Origin of the sequence: Phyllobacterium sophorae (assembly GCF_003010965.1) — a bacterium.
In the GTDB taxonomy this organism is placed as follows: Bacteria; Pseudomonadota; Alphaproteobacteria; order Rhizobiales; family Rhizobiaceae; genus Phyllobacterium; species Phyllobacterium sophorae.
Map to the genome: position 1 here is coordinate 15,210 of NZ_PGGM01000011.1, position 16,364 is coordinate 31,573.

At 50.0% G+C, this 16,364-nt stretch carries 13 protein-coding genes; 7 read left to right on the forward strand and 6 right to left on the reverse strand.

Features of this window, described 5'->3' with window-relative positions:
- Positions 1 to 270 precede the first annotated feature (270 nt).
- The 3 genes from CU103_RS20715 to CU103_RS20725 are packed head-to-tail and all read left to right on the forward strand — an operon-like array spanning position 271 to position 5,739.
- On the forward strand, positions 271 to 2,748 hold the full coding sequence (locus CU103_RS20715; RefSeq protein WP_170117088.1) for a glycosyltransferase: 2,478 nt from the start codon (positions 271 to 273) through the stop codon (positions 2,746 to 2,748).
- A 42-nt stretch (positions 2,749 to 2,790) separates the two neighbouring features.
- Complete coding sequence (locus CU103_RS20720) at positions 2,791 to 4,620, forward strand: hypothetical protein (RefSeq protein WP_106665942.1); 1,830 nt, start codon at positions 2,791 to 2,793, stop codon at positions 4,618 to 4,620.
- Positions 4,621 to 4,677: 57 nt separating this feature from the next.
- Complete coding sequence (locus CU103_RS20725; protein ID WP_106665943.1) at positions 4,678 to 5,739, forward strand: class I SAM-dependent methyltransferase; 1,062 nt, start codon at positions 4,678 to 4,680, stop codon at positions 5,737 to 5,739.
- Between the two features lie 68 nt (positions 5,740 to 5,807).
- On the opposite strand, the gene CU103_RS20730 is transcribed toward CU103_RS20725, so the two are convergent.
- Entirely contained in the window at positions 5,808 to 6,626 is an 819-nt protein-coding gene (locus tag CU103_RS20730; protein ID WP_162707313.1) for a class I SAM-dependent methyltransferase, read from the reverse strand.
- Positions 6,627 to 6,813: 187 nt separating this feature from the next.
- Between CU103_RS20730 and CU103_RS20735 the strand changes: the two genes are divergently transcribed.
- Positions 6,814 to 7,551 carry a class I SAM-dependent methyltransferase gene (locus CU103_RS20735; RefSeq protein WP_245448918.1) on the forward strand — a complete coding sequence of 246 codons (738 nt, stop codon included), beginning with the start codon at positions 6,814 to 6,816 and terminating at the stop codon, positions 7,549 to 7,551.
- Positions 7,552 to 7,575: 24 nt separating this feature from the next.
- On the opposite strand, the gene CU103_RS20740 is transcribed toward CU103_RS20735, so the two are convergent.
- The 5 genes from CU103_RS20740 to CU103_RS20760 all read right to left on the reverse strand — a co-directional run bounded on the left by CU103_RS20740 (position 7,576) and on the right by CU103_RS20760 (position 12,576).
- The gene (locus CU103_RS20740) at positions 7,576 to 8,673 is read right to left on the reverse strand and encodes a class I SAM-dependent methyltransferase (RefSeq protein ID WP_106665945.1); all 1,098 of its coding nucleotides are present in this window, start codon (positions 8,671 to 8,673) and stop codon (positions 7,576 to 7,578) included.
- A 160-nt stretch (positions 8,674 to 8,833) separates the two neighbouring features.
- The gene (locus tag CU103_RS20745; protein WP_106665946.1) at positions 8,834 to 9,742 is read right to left on the reverse strand and encodes a lysylphosphatidylglycerol synthase domain-containing protein; all 909 of its coding nucleotides are present in this window, start codon (positions 9,740 to 9,742) and stop codon (positions 8,834 to 8,836) included.
- Positions 9,743 to 9,755: 13 nt separating this feature from the next.
- A complete protein-coding gene (locus CU103_RS20750; protein ID WP_210203811.1) occupies positions 9,756 to 10,382 on the reverse strand; it encodes a class I SAM-dependent methyltransferase in 627 nt (208 codons plus the stop codon).
- A gap of 21 nt (positions 10,383 to 10,403) precedes the next feature.
- A complete protein-coding gene (locus CU103_RS20755; protein WP_245448919.1) occupies positions 10,404 to 11,621 on the reverse strand; it encodes a glycosyltransferase family 2 protein in 1,218 nt (405 codons plus the stop codon).
- Positions 11,596 to 12,576: a methyltransferase domain-containing protein gene (locus CU103_RS20760; protein ID WP_106665947.1), complete on the reverse strand. Its 981-nt coding sequence runs from the start codon at positions 12,574 to 12,576 to the stop codon at positions 11,596 to 11,598. Before CU103_RS20760 ends, CU103_RS20755 begins: the two co-directional genes overlap by 26 nt.
- 251 nt (positions 12,577 to 12,827) lie before the next feature.
- Here CU103_RS20760 and CU103_RS20765 point away from each other — a divergent pair, with 251 nt between their 5' ends.
- The 3 genes from CU103_RS20765 (at position 12,828) to CU103_RS20775 (ending at position 16,249) form a co-directional block, all read left to right on the forward strand.
- Positions 12,828 to 13,925: a glycosyltransferase family 2 protein gene (locus tag CU103_RS20765; protein ID WP_210203812.1), complete on the forward strand. Its 1,098-nt coding sequence runs from the start codon at positions 12,828 to 12,830 to the stop codon at positions 13,923 to 13,925.
- 14 nt (positions 13,926 to 13,939) lie between these two features.
- Entirely contained in the window at positions 13,940 to 15,160 is a 1,221-nt protein-coding gene (locus CU103_RS20770) for a glycosyltransferase family 4 protein (RefSeq protein WP_146147831.1), read from the forward strand.
- Positions 15,161 to 15,334: 174 nt separating this feature from the next.
- A complete protein-coding gene (locus CU103_RS20775; protein ID WP_106665949.1) occupies positions 15,335 to 16,249 on the forward strand; it encodes an NAD-dependent epimerase/dehydratase family protein in 915 nt (304 codons plus the stop codon).
- Positions 16,250 to 16,364: the final 115 nt, after the last annotated feature.

The following is a 16,364-nucleotide window of genomic DNA, read 5'->3' on the forward strand; positions in this document are numbered from 1 at the left end:
TTTAGACCTGAAGAACATTTTTCGGTACTCAAGTGAGGGGCGATTTGGTTGTGTACCAAGGAATTGATCTCGCGCATAGATTGGCGGCAAAGAGTCTTTTTGCCGAAATCGCTTGGCAGATTGGGGTTTTTGGGGGCGGTCCACGCAGCTAAACCATTCTCTAGGTTTCTTTGTGTGGGTCGTGATACGAAACTTTCATTGGTATTCGCAACCAAGTCGAGTATTCCCCCCCACGGTATATATCTAACCAAGCCGAGGATGACGCTACAAATGATAATTCGAAAACTTGCTTCAGTATTGCCAACGCGTCTGCGCAAACTACTGACACGTCAGCTTGGTAGAAAGGATGCACATAGACGGGCTTTAGACGCTGAGATGGCAATCATTAGATCGTCCGGATATTTCGATGCTGCATTTTATCTCCGCCAGAATCTCGATGTAGCAGAAGCTGACGTCGACCCATTAGATCACTATCTCAGGCACGGCTGGCGCGAGAAACGGCATCCGTCCAGATTTGCCGGGGTGTTAGAAGAATTTCATTCGAATCCGGATTTAAGAACCGTACTGGACAAGTTTGGAGTTTGCGACGATTGGCTCCAGCCCGCTGACAGAAGAGCGCTGCCTAACGAGAATGCAGTCCGTGAACTCGTGCGGGGTACACAGTTCTCCAATAAATTTGACTTCAGTCTTGAACCCGATGGATCGACTCGGCGTCTCGGTGAAGCCATTATGCATATTGCAGCTAAGAAGCCGTCTATTACCGGCTCAAAAGGCGAGTCCCCGGATGTATCAATCATCATACCGGTTTACGGCCAAACTCACTTTGTTTTAAACTGCCTGGACTCTCTGGCTGAACATAGTAGTCGATACAACGCTGAGGTTATCGTCATCGATGACGCTTCGCCCAAGCAAACCGAGAGCCAGAGGCTCGGTGAGATTCCTTGGATAAGATACATCCGTCGCGCTCAAAACTCTGGATTCTTGGACACATGCAATGAAGCTGCCCAGCACGCAGTAGGAAAAACGTTGGTGCTGCTGAATAGCGATACTCGTGTGGTCGACAGCTGGCTTGATGAACTGATGGATTCGTTTGCCGTTTTTCCAGATGCCGGCTTGATCGGGTCGATGCTAATCAACGAAGACGGCACATTGCAGGAGGCCGGCGGGATTTATTGGGACGATGGCAGTGCTTGGAACTACGGCCGTAACGATGATCCGAACGATCCAAAATACTGTTTTGCTCGACGAGTGGATTACTGTTCGGCCGCTGCAATAGCTGTCCCAACGACTGTATGGCGGAGAGTTGGCGGGTTTGACCCTGAATTTCGCCCCGCCTATGCAGAAGACGCAGACCTTGCTTTTAGAATCCGGCAGGAGGGATTGGAAACTTGGTATCAGCCTTTGTCGAAAGTGATTCACTATGAGGGAATGACTCATGGCCGTGATCTATCCAAGGGCGGCAAAGCCTATCAAGTCGCTAACATGGCCAAATTCAAAAACCGGTGGGCGGCCATTCTTAAGACTCATGGAACTTCTGGCGTAAACGTAATCAACGCGGCCAACCGCTGCGCGAAAAAAAGATTGCTTGTTATTGATTCAATCACGCCAACACCGGATCAGGATTCGGGTTCGTTTATCACCGAGAAAATGATCAGAGCCTACCAGGAATTGGGCTACGCAATAACGTTCGTTCCCCAGAATGCTTATCGATGGGTCGAACGCTATTCGGCTGACCTACAAAGACTTGGTGTTGAGTGTCTCTATGATCCATTTTGCACCTCCATCGAGCAGGTGGTAACACTACACCCCGACTTTGATGCAATTCTGGCATACAGATTTGGGGTTTTATCTCAGGTCTACGATCTGCTCCGCCAACAGCTACCTCTGGCGAGATTGATTTTTCACAATGTGGATTTGCACTATCTCCGCGAACAACGCGAAGCGGAGCTTCACCAGGATCAAGCCCAGCTCTCTGCTGCCAAAATTACTCAATCCATGGAACTAGAAGTTATCGCGAAGTCCGACTGCAACATCGTGCATACAGCTGTCGAAGCAGCAATTATCAGAGAACAGGTGCCAATCGATAATATTATAGAGTTTCCCTACATTTCAGAGGTGCATCGAACTGGACGCCTGTTTGATGATCGTCGCGACATAATGTTTCTAGGCGGTTTTGCTCATGTGCCAAACATCGACGGCATCCTGGATTTCCACGAAAACGTTTGGCCAAAAATCATCTCAAAATTGCCTGATGATGCGCAGCTGTTGATCGTGGGCGCCGACCCGACAAAAGAAGTTTTGGCGCTTGCTGGCGCGCGAACAACTGTGACAGGATATGTCGAAGAACTAGAACCCTGGTTTGATCGCGCCAGGGTATTTGTTGCGCCCCTTCGATATGGCGCGGGCATTAAGGGCAAACTCATTCAGAGTTTGAGTTTTGGTGTGCCGTCAGTAGCCACTTCTGTGGCGGCGGAGGGTATAGGATTGACTTCGGATAGAGAGGCAATCATTGCAGATAATGCGGATGATTTTGCAAATGCTGTGGTCGAACTTTACGGTGATCGAGAAAAGTGGGGAGAACTTCGAAAGGCGGGCTTTGATCTTGTCGAGAAAAACTATTCTTGGAATCGATGCTTGGAGCTTTGTCAGCGAGCGCTTGACGTCGCTGACGCAACGTGGGTTAAGCGTATTGATCACCAGAGGAAGCGGAGATTGGAGACGATTCTGGCCGACGACGGTAGAATCTAGCACCAAGAGTCGGATGCGTACGAGAGAAAGGAAATCTTCATCTTGTCGATTACCTCCGGCTCGATTTTGAAACAATTTGATACACGCCAATTGCGCATGGTCGTTCCCGTGATCGGGCTGATGGTCATGGTCGCGATATTGGGTCCATTGTATGGTGTCATTCCTCTTGGGGGAGTGCAGTCGTTAGGAATCCTATACTGGGCGCTCGGCTTCATTGATTGCTTTACAAACAATGGGACTTGGCTCGTATGTCCCGACGCGTCCCTACCCGGCGGTCTCAACCTGGTTTTTGGACTGCCGATGGCAATGCTGGCCTCCGCTGTGCAGCGTCTTACAGGCGCGGAGCCACTGATTGCTTACAGTGTGGCTGGCCTGGTTTTCCTAGGTATCGGTATCGCGTCGTGCTTTAAACTGCTGTTGCATTTTGGTGTGGAGAGAATCTGGGCGGTTATAGGAACGCTTCTGTTCTATTCGTTGCCCATCGTTCACGGCAAAGCAAGTTATGTTTTCTTGATGTGGGGCTTTGTCATGTTCCCCGCGACGATATTTTCCATTGTGTTTTATTGGCGTTCAGAATCCCGATTGATCGCATTCACCGTTCTGGTTCTTTCCCTGTTGCTGGCGTTGTTTCAAGAGCCATACAGCTTCGTCATGGCGGTCGTGTTCGGATTTGTCTGGACAATGGTTCACGCACTTCATGCCCCCGCTGACCAGCGACTTACTGTCCTGATCCGAATCGGTGGCTGGCTGGTAGCATGCGCAATCGCAGTTGCCGCGTACAAGGTCTACGTCCCCAGTTCCGATGATTTTGCGGTAATGCCAGTCGATTTCTTCCGCGGCCAAGGTATCGACCTGATCGCTTTCAATGCTAGGTCGTCTGGGAACTACCTTTTTGACATGCCTTGGGCCGTTTCGGATCTGGTTCCACAGCATTATTTTTCGGATGGTGAATCTGTCGCGCATACATACTTGGGAATTGGTATTTCGATCTGTGTCATCGCGTTTCTGGCTGCGATACGATTCTGGAAAAAACCAACATATCTTGCGGTAACCGTAGTTGCTTTTGCTGCTCTGCTCCTATCGCTGGGGCCTTCCCTTAAGATCGACGACCATCGCGACATTAAGCCAAATTCTCAGTATACATTTCAGGACTATCTGATGCCGGAAGGGGCTGCGACGCTGGCCCTGCCTCATCGTTTTGTCTATGGCATCAACCCCATCAACAAGATGCGAGCAGTGAGCCGGTGGTATCTGTTGTTTTCGATGATGGCTGTCATCGTCGTTGCGATCATCCTGTCTCGCGCGGCGAGCCGGCCCACAACAAGAATTTTAGGAATTGGCCTGGTGGTATGGCTGGGTGTCGAATATGCCCCGAACTATGAATCCAAACTTCAAAGCAACGCCAATTTTGCGGCTCAATTCAATAAGTTTAACGAGGAGGCTGTAGTCGATCTTTCAAAGGGTGTGACTAAAGGAGAAACCGTCCTGTTCATGGGGGCCGGCGGCGCTGATAACGAATATCTGTCATTATATCTATGCGAGCAAGTCGGGTGCAAAACCTACAACGCCCCCGGTGACAAGGCTCTTGCTGACAGCTGGCGGAAATGGCCAGCTGTTGTCGGAAAAGCCGCAGCGACAAATACGCCAACGGAAGACCGACCTGATTTGATCCATGCTCTGCTGCAACAGGACCTTGCCGACGTCGTGGTCATACCAAATTTCGATCTACGCTGGGACAGCTATCAATGGCCACCTGCTTCGGAAAAACTCAAAGCAACGCACGACCAGGTGGTATCGCTTTACAGCAGCAGCGAACAGGTATGTGTCGAGAGCAACGAACTTTTCACATTCATCCGACGTTGCAAACCGTGAACAAGGATCTGCAACGGTTGTGAATGACTGTGTTCCGGAAGTTAGAGGAGAGCTTTAATGGATTATTCGGATAGGGTAGCGTCGCAAATCGCGCAGTACGCAGAGACGGTCAATATGCACGACCTTCCCGCAATCTTTCATTTCTGGTCTCACCGCTATCTTCTCCCCGCCATGCAGGCGGTCTTTGAATCGCCGAGGGTGATCGATGTTTACCTGAGCGCCTGTCTTTCTGCTTCCAGCAATGGGCCTCGGTCCGTTCTCAGCATTGGCTGCGGCGACGGCTCGATTGAAATCGAACTTGCGCAGGAGCTGATCAAAGCCGGTGTTACAGATTTCAAGATCGTGGGCGCTGACCTGTCTCCGATCTTGTTGGGACACTTTCGTACAAAGATTGCCGAACTGCAGCTTGATCAGTATTTTTCAATCGTAGAAGCCGACCTGAACGAGGGGCAGGTGAGAGGGCCGTTCGACGTCATCATGGCCAATCACTCGTTGCATCATATATTCGAGTTGGAAAAGCTGTTTGATTTCTCCTATCGCGAATTGAAAGATCACGGGGTATTCGCGACTTGCGACATGATCGGCCGGAACGGTCATATGCGCTGGCCGGAAACCAAGGCCGTGATCGACATGTTCTGGCCGCTTCTCAAACCGAAACAGCGCTATAACGTCCCGCTCAGCCGAATGGAAGAGACCTATATCAACCACGACTGCTCCACGGAGGGCTTTGAGGGCATCAGGGCGCAGGATATTCTCCCGCTCATGTTGGAGAGATTTCATCCATTAAGATTCGTTGGGGCGGGCGGGTTTGTTGATTTGATGATTGACCGGGGCTATGGCCACGGTTTTGACGTCAACGATCCCGATGACACGCGCCTCATCACCTGCATGGCTGACCTCAATGAAATAATGCTGGACGCTGGCACAGTGAAGCCAACGATCATGCTTGGGCACTTCGTGAAATATCCTTGCGAGGAACGCACATATCGAGGACGGACAGCGGCCAAGGCAGTAAGGGTTGTCGAATCAGAAGCAGTCGAACCTGAGATTCAGGTCGAGCTGCAGGTACCCCCGCAAGTTGGTTTGCTGGGGCGAATTGTGTCAAAGCTTAGGGCCTAGTCACAGGACATGCTAGCCGCGTGACATCCACCCGCATACGATTGCAGTTATCGCTGGCTTTACGAGACTCATTTCTGGCAACAGAGGACAAATATACCGGTTATGTCCGTTGATAAGCATCCGTACCGCGCTGAGACGATAAATCTCATCAATGCCTTGGAAAAACCGATTGAGCGTAATCGCTGAAGAATATTCCATCCCGGGATCTCGAACACCAGTGAGCCGTTCTCGCTCATCGGATTGCCATGATATTCGGGCTCCATCAAATGTTTTATCTGTCCGTTTGACATCTTTGCTCTTACGATGGACTCTTCTGACATAAATGCAAATGGACAGGTGCCGATGTGCCAGGCACCGGGTTTGAGGACCCGAAAAATTTCTGACATGGCGACATCGATCGAGGGCACATGCTCGAGCACCTCATTTGTCGAAACGAGATCGAAGATGTTTTCAGGGTATGAAAGGTTCTGCAGATCTTCAAATGGGATCGGAAACAACCACTCCCGCTTAGGCGCCTCTTCTGTATATTCGGAACCGATGAATCTCGGGAAGATGCCACGCATACGCAACGCGAAGGCCGTTAGACCTTCTGCCGCATATATTCTTGGATTGTACCGGTCTGTCGCATCGATCGCATCGGCGATCTCAAGCATGACGGCGCGCGTTCTGGAGTTTATGCCATGAAAAACGAGACCTTCGCGCCAGTTGCCATTGAGATCAATCAGATCGCTCGCGCCGGCCGCAAACCCTGTTAAAGGCTCTTCTGCGCCATTGGCAATTATTTGCTTTCCAAGGGCCTCTATGCTTTCTTGCGAGTAGAGGATCGAGTTTTTATCGAGGTAGTCGATCCATTCATTGCGGTTGGTAAATGTTTCTCGTATTTCCACAGCGTCCTCCCACATTCAGCCATGCAATATCGGACACATTGTGAGGCAGGCAGGCTTTCAACGAAAGTCTAATAACGACTGCAAATTTGTGGGCAATGGAGATTCTGGATATCCAGTTTCTTCAAGAGAATGCAACACTGTCTCAGGTTTGGCGGTGCCATACGAGAAACCCAAAAACGGATGTAAAATGAGCCAGATGTCGTGTGCTGTATGTGGTGGCAAATCCTTTACCCATAACAAAGTACTGTGGGATGGTCTGGTCGCTGAGTGGGACATAAGCGATAGCGAGAGAGAATACATAGACCGCCAACAGGGATCCATCTGCAATGGATGCGGATGCAATATCAGAAGCATCGCTTTGGCCAAAGCGATCATGAACCACTGGTCTTACCACGGTCGTTTCCAGGACTTCACCCGGAAGTTTGACAATCTCGCGGTGCTTGAAATCAATGAAGCCTCGGGTCTGACGAAACAGTTGGCGAGCATGTCAAACCGCCGTCTGGCAGAGTATCCGGAAATTGACATGCAGCGCATGCCTTACCCGGATGCATCCTTTGATCTGGTGGTGCACTCAGACACCCTGGAACATATCCAAAATCCCGTACGTGCCTTGTCCGAATGCAAACGGGTATTACGCCCGGGCGGGGTCCTTGCCTACACCATTCCCGTAATCGTGGGACGAATGACGCGCTCGAGGGAAGGTCTGGCGAAAAGCTATCATGGATTTCCCGGTAACGGATCCGATGATTATGTTGTGCACACGGAATATGGCGCTGACATGTGGCAGCAAGTCATTGCGGCGGGATTTAAGAGTGTGAAAATAGAAACATTCGACTATCCGGCAGGAATAGCCATCAGTGCATCAACGACAGGGCCGATAGCAGCCGGACTTGTGTCCAGGCTCGTCAGGGCAATCAGGAATTAGCCAGCTATTTCTTTCGCGCAAATATCATTTTCGGAACAAACGTACAATTCTGCGCAGAGGACCCGTTATCCGCCAGGAAGTGCTGGATAATAATGCGTCGACCTTCATCCGGTTTGACTCCAGCCTTTCTTGCTGGTTGTCGACGATCTTGCGCTGATCTTCAATTATCTTGCGCTGATTTTCAATTTCATGCTGACGCGTCGTTATTTCCTGCTGGAGCGCTGCAATTTCTGACGCTTGCAGTCGAACCGAAACCCGCAGACGGGAGATATCGTCATCTCGCTCTCGAATGCCGCCGAGTAGTGCGGACATAGGCTTCGGACCATAATCACCCGCATAGATGGAGGCCGTCAATGGAGCAATTACATCGTCACTGGCAATTGCCACAATGAACTCGCCCAAATCAGTGAACGCTGACTGATCAGACAAATCATTGTTTTTAGCACTCAGCCTTTGAATTCGTAAATCGTTTGCTCCGACGTTGTTCGCAACTGGAGCGGGGACCATGAGCGAACCAAAAACGATTTCCTGCTTGAAATAGCTTACGTTCCTGAAAAATCTCCGCAACAATGTGTCGAACTCTGTAAAGTTCAACTCCTTCTTATGGAATTCATTCTCTTCTTCTCCGTTCGCCCTGTAAACATCGCGGTCAGGGGTCGAGATCACCAACAAACCATCGGGACGAAGTACACGCTTAAACTCGCGAAGAGTTTTATCGTGGTCTTCAACATGTTCTATCGTTTCAAAGCTGACAATAGCATCGAATTGTTCTGGATTAGATGGAATAGAATAGACGTCTCCATTAGTAAACGTCAGATTTGATCGGTTATAGCCCGCCCTTGCTCGCTCGATCGAGCCAGAATCAATGTCAACCCCAAGTACAGATTTTGCCCGCTGTGCGAGCAAACAGGACCCGTAGCCCTCTCCGCACGCTATATCCAGGACCGTTCGTCCTTCAACCAACGGTAAAACAGCAAAGTACCTATGAATATGCTCCAATTCAATTGATCCGTCCTTGTATCCAGGAACGAACCTTTCTCCGGTGAAATCGGGGAGAACGCTACTTATTTCGAGTTTAACCGGCGAACGAATTGATTTATCAGGGGCGTTTTCTTCGACCATTTATTTGTTCCATTTGAATTCATATTGACGATGTGCAACTGGAAATGCTAACCGCTGAAGAATATTACCAATATTACATTAGAATTTTACATATTGGCAGCGTAGTTTAGTATGTATACTTTTATGTACTCGGTTTCGGGACTACAGGGAAATGTTGCATTCACTTATTAGTTCTGTGTGGAATAAGCAAGGTGATAACGGCTACCAAGCCATCCCCAAGGATAGACATGAGGCGATGACCAAGAGCGATCGCTGTGGCGGACGATGGAGGAACGCCGACGCTCGTGAGCCCCGCTATGAGAACGGCCTCTCGAACACCCAGGCCGCCTGGGGCGCCAGGAATTATAAAACCAAGAAGCCATCCTGCAGCGCCAATGCCGATTAAAATTCTCGGATCGGGTAGGTTAGTCGTTCCCGACAGGCTCGCAGCAAGTGCGACAACTATGAGGCCGTTCCCGATGAAAAACAGGAGATAACAAAAAAAGGCGATGAGAGCGTTCCGGATGGCCCTGATGCCGATTTTTTCCAGCCTTCGGCGCACGAACAAGATGATGCCAATCGCAAAAACCAGGATCGTGGTGATGAGGCCGATAAGAAGGAATGCTGGATCGATGCCGTGTTGAACCAGAGCCGCAGCAAAAAAATCAAAGGAAAGTACTGCGGCTACAGCAGCAGCGCTTAATACAAGCATGCCAATTTCGGCAACTTGAGCAAATGCAAGCGCCGCGTGGGATGCGCCAAACTTGCGTGCCAACGTGTACCGCCCGACCATGTGCAGTACATTGCTCGGCAGGTACTTATAAATCTGGGTTCGCCCGAATATAATGAGAGCAGACGAGAGTTCCATCGCCGTTCTATCCACCGCAAGAAGAAGGCGGTACCAGGAAAACCCGATAAGCTGCAGGATTAGAGCGTAAACGATACAACTCCCCGCAACTGCTATCACAAAGCTCGGCGACAACAATTCCAAGCGCAAAGTGACAAACGTGCGGTTCACTGACATTGCAACGAATCCGATCGCTGCAATGCTAATGATCAACCCTACGAAGCGCGCCAGTCGATTGAGCATTGATCTGTTTTACTTATTTGTCATTTCGACACAGGATCATTGTCCACGGAAGCGGCTTGCGGACCTCAACGATTGTGAAGGATGATTTTAGCATCGATACGAAAGATGCCGAAGACCAATGCTGAATATGGCCCGGAGTATTGCCCAGATCCTTTAAATATTTCCCGCGTGCAACGTTTAGAATGCGCCAGATAGGTTCTCTCGGAACGCTAACGAGCAGATAGGGCGATGCAAGGCTTTTCAGGACTGAAATGGCCTTTGCAGTATCGGGAACGTGCTCCAGCACTTCGCAGCAAATTACCAACTCCTCTGCAGCGTCTTGCGTGGTGAGATCAAACAGCGAGACGGTCTGAAACCTTGGGTCGATGTTACGCTGAACGCATTGCTCGTTCGCTTCGGCGACACTTACATCCTCAAGATCGCTACCTCGAACTTGCCAACCGCGATCGTGCAATCGCATCGACAGATGTCCTTCACCGCAACCGACTTCGTAGGACCTCTTGGCGCCGGTTCTCGCCGTCAATTCATCAAACGCCGTTAAGAAACCCTGCATGAGATACCGGGAAATTGGATTCTTGGTATTGTATTTATCGTAATAGTTTCCGGGAACATTTTCGTAGAGATTTGATTGATTTTGCAAGGTGCTTTTTCTCGCGACTTGTTACAATATTTCATGTGTATCGACGGCCTCAGGAGTATTCTGGCGCGGTCTATCGAGGTCATGCCTCTCAAGGCTATCTTTAAGCTGATTCAATTTGATATCCTCAAGGATTTGTCGATTTGTGGCTATCAGGTCGGCAAGAATCCCGCCGATTGCGAGGATTCCAGCGATGGCAAACAATGCGCCGGAAAGAATTAGCGATTGTATATTCCCTTCTCCACTTCCTCTGGAGAAGTGATAAAGGAACCGCAGGGTCATTAAAATTCCCGGAAGCGCGACAATGACAGCTATGCTCAAGAAAAAGCGCAATGGGCTATAGACAATGAATATCCTCACGACTGTGATGAGCGAACGGCGCACATAACTTGGGATGCTTTTCACAAGTCTCGATGGCCGAAGATCTCCGTTCACCTCGATGGGAACCGACGCAATCGGAATATTTTTTCGGCCAGCCTGGATAATGGTTTCAAGCGTATAAGTGTAGGGATTGAAGACGTTCAGCCGCATCGCTGCGTCGCGATGAATAGCTCTAAAACCGCTCGGCGCATCGGCCACTTGAGTACCGCTTGCAAATTTTACAACCCAACTACCGAACTTCTGCAGGAACTTTTTAATTGGCGAAAAGTGCTCGATTGTATCGATTGGGCGCGCGCCGATGACGATTAAAGCTTGCCGGTCAAGGATTGGTTGCACCAAGTCGGGAATCCCAGAGGCTCGGTATTGATTGTCCGCATCGGTGTTAACAATCACGTCAGCGCCAAGTCTTAGACTTGCTTCTATTCCAGCCATGAAGGCTTTCGCGAGCCCCTGATTATGTGGCAGAGATACGATGTGATCAACACCGTTCTCCTTGGCAACCTCGACGGTTCTATCGGTCGAACCATCGTCAATGACCATCCATTCAACTACGTCAAAACCCAAAACTTTTCGTGGAAGGTCTGCCAACGTGATCGGAAGCGTTACCTCTTCATTCAAGCAAGGAATCTGTATTATGAGCTTGCGCAATGCTCCTCCGCCTTCTTTCTGCTGTTTGATTGGCTTGTGACGTTTGTTTTTAGTTTGGATAATGGGACCGGTGGTTACAGGATAAACGCTTGCAACACAACCAATGGCGGGAGGGGCAACAAGGCGATCCGGATCAGATTCTTTGTGTGGCGGCAGAGGGATGATCGGTAGTTGCCCGCGAAGATAGTCAACTCGCGGATCCAAATCTGGCAATAAGATTTCGCTTTAAATCGACGTACGCATTAATCGACAAACTCCGGATAGTGGCCATGCACTTCTCCATCCAAGTGGGCCAACCGCGCAACCCACCACTTTGTCCTTTCTCCACAATTACAAGAAATTCAAAACCATCCTTGGATAGAAGGCCATTTACGAATTTCAGGCCAATTGAAGAAACGTCGCCGACCAACGAAAGGACATCCTTTACCGTTTGTTCGTCGTAAACGTGATAGTGGTGCCGGTCATCTGCACGTGTCCATTCCAGTGCTTGTTCTCTGACCCGCGGGTCTTCTTCTTCCCATTCATACAGGGTCTGAGCAAAATCCTCGTAATGTTTCAAATTTCGTTCTGCCCGCCCTAGGGGGTCGCGGTAGTCGACCGCCAAATGATCCCGACGCGCCGGAAATCGCCGAAAGTCGTAGCAATTGCTTCGGAAATTCGGCAGCGTTATGAACAGTCTGCCTCCGTCCCTCAAGACGCGAAGCCATTCAATGGTCCCACCAACCGGATCGTCGAAATGTTCAAGTACATGATTTGCAATCAGGAAATCCAGCTCGCCGTCCTTGTATACGCCGAGGTCGTTTCCATCGATAACATGCGTGAGTGGCACCAGGTCTGGGCCTGGCAATCCGTATCTAGTTACCAGTTGTTCATTGGATATTACATCAACGTATTCGACTTTGCAGTGATTCGAGACTTCTGTCGGCACTTGTTGCGCGCCAATCTCAATACCTCGACCCTTGAGATACTTCCTGGCATACCAATTTCGCGTCCTTAGTCTGTTTTTGATTGAACGATGGAGAATAATTTGGCTCAACTTGGATCGCGCCAAAACGTCTTGTATGAACCTGGAAACCCAAGCAGGCATGGACTCGTCGCTCGCGGGCCAAAATGCCTGTCTAATAAAATTCATTACGATCCCCTCCCAGAAATCAATCTTGCGAATCATATAATAATGCAAATACAAAGTGAATCACGCCTGTTGGAACCGGACTGAAATCTCGGGGCGGAAATTAGTTTCAATATTTGCCATTATCGCTTTGAATCCAGCACGCAGCCTAGTGTCAAATGGATTGGGTTCAAAGCCGATGCAGTCCGGCGCGTGTTAGCGTGGACTTGTGCAGCGCTTGACGTGCCGCACCGCTTGCACTACGAGCGGTTCCGGTAGTGCAAGTACCGTTTACTCGACGAGCGCAAAAATTGCACTCAGTTTCCAGCTATCGACGAACTGATTTCTCGGCATGTTGGGTTGATGTTACTAGATTGGCGCTCATGGAAGCGCAAATCACGGTGCGTGTCATTGGAGCCTGGGCGATGAAAAATTCGGTACATTCGGTCCCACTGGTCTCTATTATCATCCCGGTGAAGAACGGCCTACCAGCGTTCCGATCAGTCATTGAAATGGTTTCTCGCCAGGAGCTTGACGCTGACTTCGAAGTTATTGTGATCGATTCCGGGTCAAAGGACGGCTCGAAAGAAGTTGTTCCGCTTGACGATCCGCGATTCCGGCTGATCGAGATTTCGCCTTCCGAATTTGGCCACGGGAAGACGCGAAATCTTGGAGCGGCTGAAGCGCAAGGCGAGTTCTGCGCATTTCTTACGCATGACGCCACCCCTGTCGACGAGCGTTGGCTCGCTGAACTTGTTCGCCCATTGCGCGAGGATCCAGAAATTGCCGGCGTGTTCGGTCGTCATATTGCCTATAGTGGTGCATCGCCTTTTACCCGCTGGGAGCTTGAGACGCATTTCGAGGGACTGCGCCTATGGCCCAAGGTAAAGATCGAAGACGCACGCGAATACGCTCGCAATTTAGGCTTGAGGCAAATCTATCATTTTTACTCCGATAACTCATCCTGCTTGCGCAAGTCGGTGTGGCAACAAATTCCCTACCCGGATGTCGATTTTGCTGAAGACCAATTGTGGGCCAAGCAAATCGTCGAAGCAGGGTACGCCAAAGCATTTGCCTGGGACGCAGTTGTCGCTCACTCACATGACTATTCAATCTGGGAGCGACTCCAGCGCAGTTATGACGAATCAAGAGCCTTTCAAAGACTCTTTGGCTACAGATTGTGCGAGACCAAAAAGTTAGCCCTCGCGAGGGCATTGAAAACCACAATGCGTGATGCCCGCCTTGCGATTCGGCATCGTTGGGTTCTCAGCCATCCATTGGCGACGCTCAAAATGCCTTTTGACAATTTGGCTCGTCAGATTGGCCATTATTTGGGATCTACCAAACTGGACCTCGCGCCGGGTCACGTAAAGCTGCTTTCGCGCGACAAGCAAATCCAGGCGAAGTAGCCAATAGTGAGGATATGATGATTGCTGATAATGTTAGACATTTGAAAAGAATTATTAAGCGAGACGGATTTCGTGTTGCGGCGAAGAAAGTTGTTGCGCGCCTAGCTGCACAAGCGCCGGCCCGCATGACCTACAAGCACGATACGATCAAGCATTACGAATTTCTCCTCGGCGAAGAACAGGGGTTTGGACTGAAACTCACGTCAAGGAACCTGCCGGAGGGTTCAATGACCTGGTTGATCCCTGATTTTGAAGCGCAATCTGGCGGCCACATAAACATTTTCCGCATGATGCAACTGCTGAGAACACGCGGGTTTCGGCATCAACACGTGGTCATCATGGAGCCGCATCGCTGGTCCTCAGCCGCGGAGGCTCAAGAAGCAATAAGCCGGTCCTTCGGTGAACATGGTATTACAGTTTCACTGGGAGTGCGCTCGATCGAGCCTTGCTCCTTTCTCGTCGCTACCGGATGGCAAACCGCCTATTGGGTGTCCAAATATAAGGACACCTTGAATCGCCTTTATTTTGTGCAGGACTTCGAACCTAACTTCTATGCCCATGGCAGCGACTACTCGTTTGCAGAAAATACCTATCGCCTCGGCCTAACCGGCATCACAGCTGGGACTTGGCTCGCCGATAAGCTCGCGAGTGAGTATGGAATGAAGACATTTCCGTATTCTTTCGCCTGCGATACTGATCTCTACAAGCCGACAGTTAGACGTAACCAGACCACGAAACAGATATTCTTCTATGCTCGCCCGGTAACGCCGCGGCGTTGTTTCGAGATGGGATTGCTGGCCTTGAAGCAGGTCTGTGAGGCCATCCCTGAGGCATCCGTTGTCTTTGCGGGGTGGGACGTCAACGGTTATGACATTCCCTTCCCACATTTCAGTCGCGGTAGTGTCTCCGTGCAGGAATTGCCCGATCTTTACTCTCAATGTGATGTCGCGCTGATCTTGTCGTCAACCAATCTTTCGTTACTGCCGCTTGAAGTAGCGGCATGCGAATGTCCGGTGGTTCTCAATGACAGTCCGCAGTCGAACTGGCTGCTTTCCAAGAGTCAGGCGACCTATTGCGATATGAGCGTGGATTCCATTTCTGCTGCTGTCATTGACAATCTTCGTAATCCGGAAAAAGCAAAGAAATTGGCCAGGGCCGCGCTCGAACATGCACAACAAAATAGCTGGGAAGAAGAAGCAGATAAGGTGGCTGCTTTCTTGAAGTCGATAGAATAGCAGCGTTCGCAACATATGGACGAGTCGGTGTCGCATTAAAGGTGATGATCAATCGTCAAAAGATCATTCGTTTTTCAAATCACGCAGATGATAAACTGGCGTAGACAGTTCAGTGTCTGCGCCGTTCGCAATTCTATCGCATGCTGCGACGTTCGGTATATCTAGGATAAGTCAATGATTGGCATTTACGGAGCAAACGGATTTATCGGTCGCCACCTTGTCCGACGGCTAGCAGAAAGCGGCGTCGTGATTCGAGCGGTGTCGCGTAAATTTGACCAAAATTTCGCCAAATCCTTTGCGCAGCTAGTGGAGTTCGTGGAGGCTGATCTCAGACAGCCTCTGGACATGGCTTCAACACTCCAGGACGTAGATACGGTCGTACAACTGGTATCTACATCCAGTCCTGGAATGAAGAATGATCACGCAATTGCTGACATTGCCGAGAACGTGGTTCCACACGTGCAATTCCTGCAAAGTTGCATTCGCGCCGGCGTCAGGCGCTATATCTTCATTTCTTCAGGGGGTACCGTGTATGGTCCGGGCGCACCGGTGCCAACACCTGAGACCAGTCAGACCAATCCGATAAATTCACATGGCCTGACCAAGTTGGTTGTTGAAAAATATATTCAGATGCATGGTCATGTAGATGGCCTTGAGTACATTATACTTCGCGTTGCCAATCCTTTTGGGCCAGGTCAGGAATTCCGCAAAGGTCAAGGACTGATTCCTGCCATCCTCGATCATTGGCGCAAAGACCTTCCAGTGAAGATATTTGGCAACGGGATGGCGCTGCGCGACTATCTTTATATTGATGATCTGATCGACGCCATTGAGGCGGCGGTGATGCTATCTGGGCAGCCCCGATTGATTGTCAATGTCGGTAGCGGCGAGGTGCGTTCGGTGATCGAAGTCATCGAAGCGATCGAAACAGCCACACATCATAAATTCAAGCGCGAGTATATTGAGGCGCGAACAACCGATGTTGATGTAGCCAACCTTGATATTGCCTTTGCAAAGAAAATACTCAAATGGGCACCGAAGACGAAATTCGAAGACGGCGTTCGAATGACCGTAGATTTACGGTCTTGACCAATCGCACGCGATTCGCTCAACACCGACAGCATAACCAGTTTCGACCTATGCCGTTGCTCGTTCTTTGTTTGCAAATTCAGTTGACGGAAGTTTAGCTACTAGGCTCGACACA

What these genes read in the sequence shown, in the direction of transcription:
- CU103_RS20715 (WP_170117088.1), top strand. Translation starts at nt 271, where the DNA reads ATGATAATTCGAAAACTTGCTTCAGTATTGCCAACGCGTCTGCGCAAA.
- CU103_RS20725 (WP_106665943.1), top strand. Translation starts at nt 4,678, where the DNA reads ATGGATTATTCGGATAGGGTAGCGTCGCAAATCGCGCAGTACGCAGAG.
- CU103_RS20735 (WP_245448918.1), top strand. Translation starts at nt 6,814, where the DNA reads ATGAGCCAGATGTCGTGTGCTGTATGTGGTGGCAAATCCTTTACCCAT.
- CU103_RS20740 (WP_106665945.1), bottom strand. Translation starts at nt 8,673, where the DNA reads ATGGTCGAAGAAAACGCCCCTGATAAATCAATTCGTTCGCCGGTTAAA.
- CU103_RS20745 (WP_106665946.1), bottom strand. Translation starts at nt 9,742, where the DNA reads ATGCTCAATCGACTGGCGCGCTTCGTAGGGTTGATCATTAGCATTGCA.
- CU103_RS20760 (WP_106665947.1), bottom strand. Translation starts at nt 12,576, where the DNA reads ATGATTCGCAAGATTGATTTCTGGGAGGGGATCGTAATGAATTTTATT.
- CU103_RS20770 (WP_146147831.1), top strand. Translation starts at nt 13,940, where the DNA reads ATGATGATTGCTGATAATGTTAGACATTTGAAAAGAATTATTAAGCGA.
- CU103_RS20775 (WP_106665949.1), top strand. Translation starts at nt 15,335, where the DNA reads ATGATTGGCATTTACGGAGCAAACGGATTTATCGGTCGCCACCTTGTC.